The following is a 10,710-nucleotide window of genomic DNA, read 5'->3' on the forward strand; positions in this document are numbered from 1 at the left end:
GGGCGCATGTGGGCGCGCACCTGCCGGACTACATGGTGCCGGCTGCGTTCGTGCGGCTGGCGGCGCTGCCCTTGACGGTGAACGGCAAACTGGATTGCCAGGCGCTGCCGCCGCCTGCGGATGAGGCGTATGCGCATCGGAGCTACGAACCGCCGCAAGGCGAGATCGAGACGGCGCTGGCGCAGATCTGGGCCGAGCTTCTGGGGCTGGAGCGGGTCGGGCGCCACGACCACTTCTTCGAACTGGGCGGGCATTCGCTGCTGGCGGTGCAGTTGCTCAGTCGCGCAGTCGATCTCGGGCTCAAGTTCAGCGCCGCCGACCTCTTCCAAGCCCCCGTTCTAAGGGAACTTGCATCAAAGATTCATTTGGAACCACAGCCCAGCAGCTCGGGAGTGATTTGTGTTCGAGAAACCGGATCGCAGCCGCCGCTGTTCTTTGTTCCCACAGGTTTGGGCGATTACTCCTATGTCCTTAGTTTGGTGCAGGAGATGGACGCAGGATGTCCTGTCTACGCTTTGCCATGGCCGCCATTTAGTGAAGTTCAGTTTCCAACTCTTAAAGAGATAGCCTCGCAACTAAGTTTGGCAGTTAGAGAGATCCAGCCACGAGGCCCATATCGGCTCGCTGGATACTCATCAGGAGGAATCTTGGCTTACGCAATTGCGCAGCGGTTACTGGATCAGGACGAAGCTGTTTCATTCATCGCTCTAATTGACGTTGTACTATCTTCAAATCCATCAAGCGTATCGCCCACCCAAATGGTACAAGAAGCGCTCCTGGAATCTCTCGAACTAGACGACGAAAGGTTCGAAATACTTGAACGCTTCGCTAGACGAAGTTCAATTTCTCAGTTCCTGGAAAAGGCACAGAAAATTGGGGCAATCCCCCTGGATCGCAATCTCCACGGTGACATTCGGACGTCTGAAAGGGCCATGCAGTTTCAATGGGCGCTGGACTCCTATCAAGCTCCATCCCTCCCGGTCGAGGTATACCAGTTCTATGCCAATGAACCTCTTCGCCAGCGGGCGCGATCTCGCAAGAATTCAATAGGTCCAGAAGCACGTTCGCCTTTGCGGGGTTGGGACCGAATTTTGAGTACGGAGGCCATTCATGCCGTTCCAATTCCAGGTGACCACAGAACTATGATGAATGTCCCGGCGAACCGCCTAGTTCTGGCTCGATGCCTATCAACGGCCCTTGGCCAGTCAGCGACGAGCTATGCGGGAAAGTGGGTGATGACGGAATGAATAGGCGGCGTATCGAGGCGGGTGTCGAGCCTGCCAGAACCTCACATGGAGCATCAAGACAAGAAGCACCTCTTTGTTCGACTGGGGGGCCACCTCTTCGTGAGCTATGCGGGATTTTGGGTGACGAGGCGATCAGGCGGCGTGGTTTGCCGGCACTTGGATGACCTCGATGCCGTTTTCGAAACTGACACCTGCGATGAGCTTCGGCAACTGATTTGTGCCTTTCAGCCGCCGCCAGATCTTTGATGCGGCGCAGAGCAGCTTGAACGTAAGCGGTAACCTCAGGCCGTCAGGCGGCGTGGCTCCATGGCATAAGCGCGTCGATTTCGCTGCTCGGCCTGCCGTTGGCGATACGCTGAAGTGTTAGCATTACAGTTGGTGCGCCGGGAGACCGGCAAGGAGTAGATGGTGCAAGTCCATTACGATGAAGGAATAGCGATCCACATCGGCCCCGAGCCGTGCGCAGGCATCCGCGAGGATATCTGCGAAGCGTCGGTAGGGGAGCATACAGGCCAGCCATTGAGCCGCGAAAGAATGTTTTCCCGGGCGCCGACGCTGTCAACTGAGCGGAAGGCAACACGGACGGGTGCGCAATCGCAAGCATCCGTCTGGCCCGGCGTGGTCGCAGACCCCGGCATGTATGGAAGCTCCTTGTACGGGAACCGGGAGATCTCCGGGTCGGCCATGACCTCCTTGGAGGCGTATGGTCCGCAGCGGGAAGGCGAGGAGCCGTAGCCGCTGATGCACGACACGGAGAAGTCTGACTTCGGCATAGTAGCTGTGAAGCCGACGAACAAAGCCGGGCAACCGGTAGCGGAGTTGGCGGAGCCAAGGCCGGGGACCAAGGGGAACGCGGAACAGCAGCGCATGCACCGGACACAGGGTCGGGCTCGCATGTCCCAGTCGCTGGACCGCGTACGGAAGGCCGCAAGGCTGAGGAAGAAGGACCGGTTCACCGCGCTCTTCCACCATATCAATGTCGATGCACTTCGGACGGCGTTCTACGCGCTCAGGCGCAAGGCCGCTCCCGGGGTGGATGGCATGACGTGGCAGGACTACGAGGCAGATCTCGAGCCACGGCTAGAGGGTCTGCACCAACGGGTCCATCGGGGAGCGTACCGCCCACAACCGTCACGCCGGACGTACATACCGAAGGCGGATGGGAAGCGGCGGCCGCTGGCGATCGCAGCTCTGGAAGACAAGATCGTCCAAGGGGCTACCGTCATCGTGCTCAACGCCATCTACGAACGCGACTTCTGCGGTTTCTCGTACGGGTTTCGACCTGGTCGGGGACCGCACGATGCGCTGGATGCGCTGTGCGTGGCGATCGACAAGCGGAAGGTGAACTGGATGATTGACGCCGACATCCAAAACTTTTTCGGGGACGTCAGCCAGGAACGGCTGGTGCGCTTCCTCGAACATAGGGTCGGCGACAAGCGCATCATCCGCCTGATCCAGAAATGGTTGAGGGCGGGCATCCTCGAAGACGGGGTCGTGACCGTCGATGACAGGGGAACGGGCCAAGGCTCGGTGATTTCACCGCTCCTCGGCAATATCTACCTGCATTACGTTCTGGACCTGTGGGCCAAGCGCTGGCGACAGCGCGAGGCCACTGGCGACATGGTCATCGTGCGCTATGCCGATGATGTGGTGGTCGGCTTCGAGCACGAGGGCGACGCTCGTCGTTTCCTCGATGCGATGCGTGCAAGGCTTGAGGAGTTCATGCTGTCGCTCCATCCGGACAAGACCCGCCTGATTGAGTTTGGTCGCTTCGCGGCGGTCAATCGCAAGCGGCGCGGGCTCGGCAAACCGGAGACCTTCGACTTTCTGGGGTTTACGTTCATCTGCGGAAAATCACGTCGCGGGAACTTCCTGCTTCAACGGAAGACGCGACGTGATCGCATGCGGACCAAGCTTCAGGAGATCAAGTTGGAGTTGCGGCGACGAATGCACAGCCCGATTCCCGAACAGGGAAGATGGTTGAGGCAGGTCGTGACCGGTCATTTTGGCTATTTTGCTGTCCCCACGAACGGCCGAGCGTTGAATGCGTTTCGGTTCTACATAACCGATCTCTGGAGGCGCACGCTTCGGCGACGCAGCCAGCGGAGCGGCCTAACATGGGATCGCACAACAAAGCTCACCGATCACTGGCTCCCCAAACCGCAGATCCTTCATCCTTGGCCACAATTGCGCTTCGCCGTCACGCACCCGAGGTAGGAGCCGAGTGCGGGAATTCCGCTCGCTCGGATCTGTGCGGGGGGCGCTCAGTAATGGGCGGCCCTACCGCGAACTTTTTTGATTTGAAGTAGGCGCGTTGAGCGGCAGCCTGGTGAGCTCTGCGCCAGAAAGACCATGCGATGATGTGTGCGGGTTGAATTCGCTTTCGAGCAAGTCTGATAGCAATGCGGCGGATTTCCTGGATTGACCAGCGGATCAGTGTATCGCTCCGGTGGAGCTTTCAATTACCCACAAATGCTTGATTCTATTGCAGTAGCCCTAATCGAAAAATCTTCAATCGGATGAATCGCTTGTGATTCATTGTCGAGCACCTGAATCGCGACCGCGAGGTGACTTGATGTGTTCAAGCGGAACGACGTCTCGTTGGTCGGCCGGCCCGAATGGCCGTCAGGATGATGGTGATGAGTACGCCGTCGAACACTGGACAGAGCGCGTGACCTGCCCCTGAAGTTTCACCCAGTAGCGGTTAGAGTCTCGGCGGATGTTACGCCGTTTGGCGCGGTGTGAGCAACGTGCGATCGGCGGAGCTGGTCGGGGTTGCGCAGCCGATCGCACGTTGCGGTGAGGTAGGCGGCATAGGCCGCAGGGGTCAGATAGCCGAGCGAGGAATGCGGGCGTTGGCCGTTGTAGTCGCCGACCCAATCCGCAATCTTGGCGCGGGCGTGATCGAGGCCGAAGAACAAGGTTTCGTTGAGAAGCTCGTCCCGCATCCGGCCGTTGAAGCTTTCACAGAAGCCGTTCTGCATCGGCTTGCCCGGCGCAATGAAGTGCCAGTCGATCTTGTTCTCCTCCGACCAGGCCAGCATGGCATTGCAGGTGAACTCGGCGCCGTTGTCGGAGACGATCATGCCCGGCTTGCCACGCTGATTGATCAGCGCAGTCAGTTCGCGTGCCACCCGCCGTCCCGGGATCGAGGTGTCGGGGATGGCCGCCAGACATTCCCGGGTCACGTCATCGACGATATTCAGGACCGGAAGCGACGGCCGCTGGCGAACTGGTCGTGGACAAAATCCAGCGACCACCGGGCGTTCGGCCGAGCCTCGATCAGGATCGGCGCTCGGGTGCCTACGGCGCGGCGGCGGGCCCGGCGCTTGCGCACGCTGAGGCCTTCCTCTCGATACAGACGGTAGATCCGGTTCCGCCCGGACGGCTCGCCCTGCTGGCGAAGCAGCACGAACAGCCGGCGGTAGCCGAACCGCCGACGGGCATTAGCAAGCTCGCGCAAGTGGCCGCGTAGTTCGGTGTCCGGCGGCCGGCACGACCGGTACCGAACCATCTTGCGGTCAGCGCCGACGATGCCGCAGGCCCGCCGCTCCGACAGACCCATGACGGCCTGCAGGTGCGCGACGGCTTCGCGCTTGGCGACGGGCCTACCATTTTTTTGACAAAAGCTCGCGTAGCGCTGCAGCATCCAGCATCTGCTCGGCCAGCAGCTTCTTCAGCTTGGCGTTCTCGTCCTCGAGTTGCCGCAACCGCTTGCCATCGGAGACGTCCAGACCGCCGAACTTCGCCTTCCAATTGTACAGCGTCGCTTCAGAGACGCCATGCTTCCGCGCCAAATCGGCAGCCTTCGCACCCGCCTCATGCTCACGCAGCACGCCAACAATCTGCTCTTCCGTAAACCTGGCTCGCTTCATCTGTCCGTCCTTCAGAAGGCCGGACTCTAACTTCAACTGGAGGAAATCGGCAGGGGCAGGTCAGACTAGGTGGCTACTTGGCCAGGGCCGGCGATCCGCCACCTGGAAATGCTGTCATCTGGCGCGGCCTCTCGAGACTCACGGATATCGAACTCGGCGCCGAAATCGCAGCAGCTGGAGATATGGGTAATTGAAAGCCTCACCGGATGCTTACCGATTTCGCTGCGCGATGGGCCGAGATCATCTTCGTGACGCCGGGCCTCATCGATGTCGCCACGTTTGGCGGCTCGGTCGCTCGCGCGGAAGAATGGGCCATCGGACGACGAGGTTGTTCCGTTCCAATATTCGCGAATGCGGATGCCGGGTGTGTTCATCGGTGATGCATGCTTGCGCGGCACGATTTGTCTTGGATCGGACATGAAGGTTCTCATCCATCCGATCTGGTGCGCGGTGATCCTCTTGGACGCGCTGGCCATCCGTTTGGACCGAGGTTGGTTGCATCGGCCAGCATGGCAGAGACATTTCTTCTTAGGACTTCGCCGGTGCGAACATGCGTAAAGCAATCCGCAAAGCCGGTATCATGGACGAATAGATGACCGCGCCAAGGGCGGAAGTTCGTCCGCTGATCTCAGGCTCGCTGAACTGGAATGTCGCGATGGTGCTTTGTCGAGGTCCGATCGCCGGCCACGTTGGAGCCGCATCGCTGACTTCGGTCTCGGGATTAACGACAAATGTCAGCCGCACCGTCCGACCGGTTCTCCTTCGCGGGCTTGGCCGCATCCGGCCATATCTTGGCAGTTTGTCAGATTGGCTTCACTGCCCAGCTAAATCCTTCCACTCGCTAGCCAGCTGAAAGCAGCCACAAACTTATCCCTTATCTGTCTACGGGCGTGGCATGAGATTTGCTCCATTAGTTGAGAGGCTGCGGAGCCCTTATTCGTGCCGCGAGGCACAGCGTAGGAAGGAAACAACTTGCCAAATCTGCGACCGGAAACGCTTTATGTGGCCGGCAACATCACCAACAGCATTCTGGACCAAACCAACGCAGGGTGCGGTACCGCACAGAAGTGGAAACATCACGGTAGTACGCGCCCGCCTCCGGCTCGGCTGCGGAATACCCTCACGCCGATATTTTTGTCTAGACGCCGCCGAGCGAGCAGTAGGCCTTTTGGGTGTAGCCGATCCCGCAGGACTACTTCACGTGTTCTTCGCGACCGGCGGCTGATTGTTCCGACGGAGTTCCGCCGTCGCCCGCGCAATAGGAGGACTGCGAGCATCGAGTTAGATCAGAATGAATTTTTCGCTACCCGGCACGTGGCGATGGCGAACATGGATTGGCAGGTTCTTGCCGGCCTGCACCGTCCCAATGATCATAGCTTGCCTTTCCGCCTTGGCAGCGCGCGGAAGCCGCGCTTCCAGGTCAGAACAATGGCCTCCAGCCTTCGCAAAAATCACTTTAACCTGTATCCGGCAATCGAACGCTATGATTGTGCGTAGCCTGCACGATGTTGAAGCGACCGATCACTTCGTCGATTGGGGCAATGGTACTAGCCACCGCCTTCTGACGGATAAGGACGGCATGGGATTTGGCATCTGCCACACCGTCGTGCGCGCTAACACCGTTTCGCTTCTGCAATACCGGAATCATCTCGAAGCCTGCTACTGCATCGCCGGAGAGGGCGAGGTCGAGGACATGGACGGCAATGTCTTTCCCATTCGCAAGGGCGACATGTATGTGCTTGACAAGCATGACAAGCATCTTCTGCGCGGGGGGCGGGACAAGGACCTGATCCTCGTCAGCATCTTTAACCCGCCCCTCAATGGGACCGAGCGCCACAAGCTCGACGACCCGGCAGGCTCGACATATTGAACAATGCGAAGAAACGCCAACTCATATGAATTGCCGCTAATTGCGAGAAACATTCACCTGAGCGATCCAACACCATCCGTACCGCACGGCGCGGACCTCAGAAAAAAATTTGTTCGTACGAATTTCAGGAGAGTCACACCCGAAAAGGCGGTGCGGCTTGGGCCGGAAAAATCACTTTGGCATTCCAGGTCCACGTTTGTTTGCCCGGAACACATCAGGCGAGATTCCGGAGGCTTGTGCCGACTGATAGCGCGCTCAATGGTACGATGTCGGGCGACGTTGGACAACTGACATAGCACTACTATTGCTATCGCATTGATTGCGATCGATTTCACCTTTGGCACGAAACATGCGTAATCCTCTACAAGGCGGCATAGAGGAGAAGTCGTCCGATGATCACGCTCACCAGAAACTCAGACGCGGTTGAGTGGCAGCTGCGATACTGCCGGCGACGATATTTGGTGACGCGGGAGCTTGGCAGGGACTTGGGAGATCTGGCTCGGCGCAAGGTTTCGTCACATCAATGCACGCCAGGTTACGCCCCGAACAGATCCGAACCAGTGTGAGCGATTGCCTGGGGCGGCGCCTAGATGGGAACTACCCAGCATGATGGGTGAACTGCTGGAGGGGTGAAGATGGTCCATCGGTCTTCTCTGGGGCGCGGGAGCGCCTACGAACCACGCGATCGGGATAAACATCCTGTCACGCGATCAATTTCCTCCAGCGTGTTTGTTGGCAGTGGTACGCCCGCTATCCGCTGCGCTCAGCCGGCAATGGCGATGAACCACGTCATTGGTGCAGCCCTGTGTGGCGACGCCATATTCGCTGAGTGGGCGACTCGTGCCAACATTCCGTGCATGGAAAGTGTTGAAGAGCTCTCCTCCTTTTTGAAGGCTGAGCCGGTGGATTGGATCTTCTCCATTGCCAATCCATTCATATTGCCACCGGACGTGTTTGGGCGAGTGCGTCGAGGTGCTTTCAACTACCACGACGGTCCATTGCCACGATATGCGGGAACGCACGCGACGTCCTGGGCGCTGCTGGCGCAAGAGACCGAATATGCCATCACGTGGCATCGGATCGATGATGGTGTTGATATGGGTGACGTCGTGATTCAGCGCCAAGTGCTGATTGCGCCCAGTGATACGGCACTGACCCTGAACCTCAAATGTCATGATGCCGCGATCGAGGGCTTCCGCGAACTCTTAACTGGCCTTGAGAGCGGGAAGCTTGCGGGCTATCCGCAGGCGCTGGTGGACAGAAGCTATGTTCCCAGACAACGACGGCCAAATTCGGCAGGCTGTCTGCGATGGGATCAATCTGCGCAAGAGATATCAGCGATGACACGGGCCCTAGACTTTGGGCCATATCATCCCAATCCAATGTGTCTGCCCAAGGTTCTCCTAGGTGATCAGGCTGTCACAGTCAGACACCTGGAAGTATTGACTCGAAGCTCGGGCGTTCCGGCAGGTTCCCTGGTTGAAGTCCACTCCAACCATTGGCGTGTGGCGACCGGTACAGAGGATGTCGACGTTTGCTTTGGCGAACCCGATGGGCAGATGCTGGACGCGCGAGCCCTCGCCAGGCATTTCAATGTGGATCAAGGTAGTCGCCTTCCGATCTTGAGCGATGAACAGGTGCAGAGCATAACTGCCGCACATGAACTGCTGGCGCCTCGGGAGGAGTTTTGGCGACAGCGGCTCGGGCAGTTTAGAAGATTGCATCCTCCTTTCCGGTCATCGTCCGTGGCTGCGGCGCCTCCCCGATGGCAGTCGAGTTCGTGGTTCAGCCCAAGCGCTTTGGCTAAACTGTCCCCGCTAGACAGCTCGGAGTGCTTGGTAACGGCTTGGCTGATCTATCTCGCCCGGATCACGGGAGAAACAGAACCTCAACTGGGATGGAAGCCTGCATCGGATGGATCGCAAACTGGCTCCAAACTGGTCGAGGTGTTGATCTCCTCGGTCGTGCCGATGGACGTTACCATTGAGCTTGCTCATGATTTTGAAGAAGTGCGCAAAACCGTAGCGGCCGAAATCGCTCAGCTGAGGACGCACGCTAGCTTTGCCCGGGATCTTATCGCGCGCTGCCCGACATTGCGAGGTGTGGAGGCGCTACGGACGCGCCAGCCTTGGCCGATTGGCATTACAATCACGACAGAGAGCTGTTCCGTCGCTGACGATCTGACGACGAGCCACAGAGCTGGCCAAGCGCTATGCGGCGATTTGCTGACCTTTGAGGTTTGCGCTCTAGATGGGAGCTTCCGCTGGCATTTTGATGCCGGTCGATTAGCGCCAAAGCAGATCGACTGCATGACGCAGCATTTGCAAACTTTGTTACGTGGCGTAATGGCCGATGCGGGGCAGCCTGTCGGCCGCATCGACATTCTGCCGGCCGACGAACGAACGTATCTACTGGAGGAGTTGAATCGGACGGCGGCGCCTTATCGGTCGGAACGATGCATCCATCAGCTGTTCGAGGCGCAGGTGCAAAAGGCGCCGGAGGCGGTGGCGGTGGTCCATGAGAAGGAGAGACTGAGCTATGGCGAACTCAATGCGCGGGCCAACCGGCTCGCGCATCATCTGATCGAGCTCGGGGTCAAGCCGGACCAGCCGGTGGCGATCTGCCTGGAACGCAGCCTAGCGATGGTGGTTGGTGTCTTGGCGATCCTGAAGGCGGGCGGCGCTTATCTGCCGCTAGATCCGGCTTATCCGTCAGCGCGGCTGCGGCAGATTGTTGGCGATGCAGAACCGAAACTGCTGCTTTGCGATGTCGCCGGTCGAACCGCACTGGGCGCCGAGGCGGTGGCCGATGTGACGGTGGTCGATCTGGAGACGGCCACCCCGGCCTGGGGCGAGCGGCCGCCTTCGGACCCGGAGCCGGGCACGCTTGGCCTCACATCGCGCCATCTCGCCTATGTCATCTATACCTCCGGCTCAACCGGAACCCCAAAGGGCGTTGAAATGTCCCACGGCTCGCTTGTGAATTCGCTTGCGGGGATTGGCACGTCAAAACGGCGCACACTTCAATTCGCGACCCTGAACTTCGATGTGTCCTGCCAGGAATTGTTTATTTGTTGGAAGGACGGCGGACTTCTCATGCTCATGCGGGAAGAGACCCGTAGGCACTTCTCCGACTTGCTCGAATTTATAGAGGGGGAGGCGATCGAGCGGCTATTCCTCCCATTCGTAGCATTGAATCATTTTGCGGAGGTCTGGAGCGCGCAGCGAGTGCAGCTGCCCTCTTTAAGAGAGCTTTATACAGCGGGTGAGCAATTGCAGGCCACTCCACTGCTTAGGGCGTTCTTCGAAGCACACCCAAACGCGAGATTGATCAATCAATACGGGTCCACAGAAATCAGCGTCATTGCCGAGCACCACCTTGCAGCTGACCCATCATGTTGGCCCCAATTGCCTCACGTCGGGCGCCCGATTGCCAACACGCGGGTGTACCTGCTGGATGGTCATGGCGCGCCCGTGCCGTTCGGTGCGGTGGGCGAGCTTTACATTGGCGGGGCGGGGGTGGCGCGGGGCTACCTGAACCGCCCTGAGCTGACAGCCGAGCGGTTCATCCGCAGTCCTTTTGTAGACGGCGATCGGCTGTACCGGACCGGCGACCTGGGGCGTTATCTGCCGGACGGCAATCTGGAGTTTTTGGGCCGCAACGACGAGCAGGTGAAGATCCGCGGCTACCGCATCGAGCCGGGTGAGATCGTCGCGCG

The 10,710-nt window shown here is 59.1% G+C and carries 4 protein-coding genes and 3 pseudogenes; 4 read left to right on the forward strand and 3 right to left on the reverse strand.

The genetic code is table 11. The features are described from left to right. The coding region (locus ABIB66_RS42985; RefSeq protein WP_354260007.1) for a thioesterase domain-containing protein at positions 1–1,247 on the forward strand (1,247 nt) is incomplete at its 5' end. A gap of 132 nt (positions 1,248–1,379) precedes the next feature. On the opposite strand, the pseudogene ABIB66_RS42990 reads toward ABIB66_RS42985, so the two are convergent. Continuing rightward, positions 1,380–1,526: pseudogene (locus ABIB66_RS42990) on the reverse strand (IS256 family transposase); the annotation flags it as partial. Positions 1,527–1,988: 462 nt separating this feature from the next. On the opposite strand from ABIB66_RS42990, the gene ltrA reads away from it, so the two are divergent. Further along, positions 1,989–3,464, forward strand: coding sequence for a group II intron reverse transcriptase/maturase (gene ltrA, locus ABIB66_RS42995; RefSeq protein WP_354260010.1), 1,476 nt, complete (start codon positions 1,989–1,991; stop codon positions 3,462–3,464). Positions 3,465–3,937: 473 nt separating this feature from the next. Here the strand turns inward: ltrA and ABIB66_RS43000 are convergent. Together ABIB66_RS43000 and ABIB66_RS43005 are read right to left on the reverse strand one after the other, a co-directional pair. Continuing rightward, positions 3,938–5,122: pseudogene (locus ABIB66_RS43000) on the reverse strand (IS3 family transposase). Positions 5,123–5,385: 263 nt separating this feature from the next. Continuing rightward, positions 5,386–5,708 (reverse strand): annotated as a pseudogene (locus ABIB66_RS43005) (Tn3 family transposase); the annotation flags it as partial. Between the two features lie 897 nt (positions 5,709–6,605). On the opposite strand from ABIB66_RS43005, the gene ABIB66_RS43010 reads away from it, so the two are divergent. After that, a complete protein-coding gene (locus tag ABIB66_RS43010; protein ID WP_354101664.1) occupies positions 6,606–6,992 on the forward strand; it encodes an ectoine synthase in 387 nt (128 codons plus the stop codon). Positions 6,993–7,771: 779 nt separating this feature from the next. Then, positions 7,772–10,710: amino acid adenylation domain-containing protein (locus ABIB66_RS43015; RefSeq protein WP_354260013.1), on the forward strand; the 2,939-nt coding region annotated here is incomplete at its 3' end.

It is taken from the genome of Bradyrhizobium sp. F1.13.3, from assembly GCF_040548265.1.
GTDB lineage: Bacteria > Pseudomonadota > Alphaproteobacteria > Rhizobiales > Xanthobacteraceae > Bradyrhizobium.

Excerpts from the sequence above, each read along its gene's own strand:
- ltrA (WP_354260010.1), top strand. The coding sequence starts at position 1,989 with ATGCACGACACGGAGAAGTCTGACTTCGGCATAGTAGCTGTGAAGCCG.
- ABIB66_RS43010 (WP_354101664.1), top strand. The coding sequence starts at position 6,606 with ATGATTGTGCGTAGCCTGCACGATGTTGAAGCGACCGATCACTTCGTC.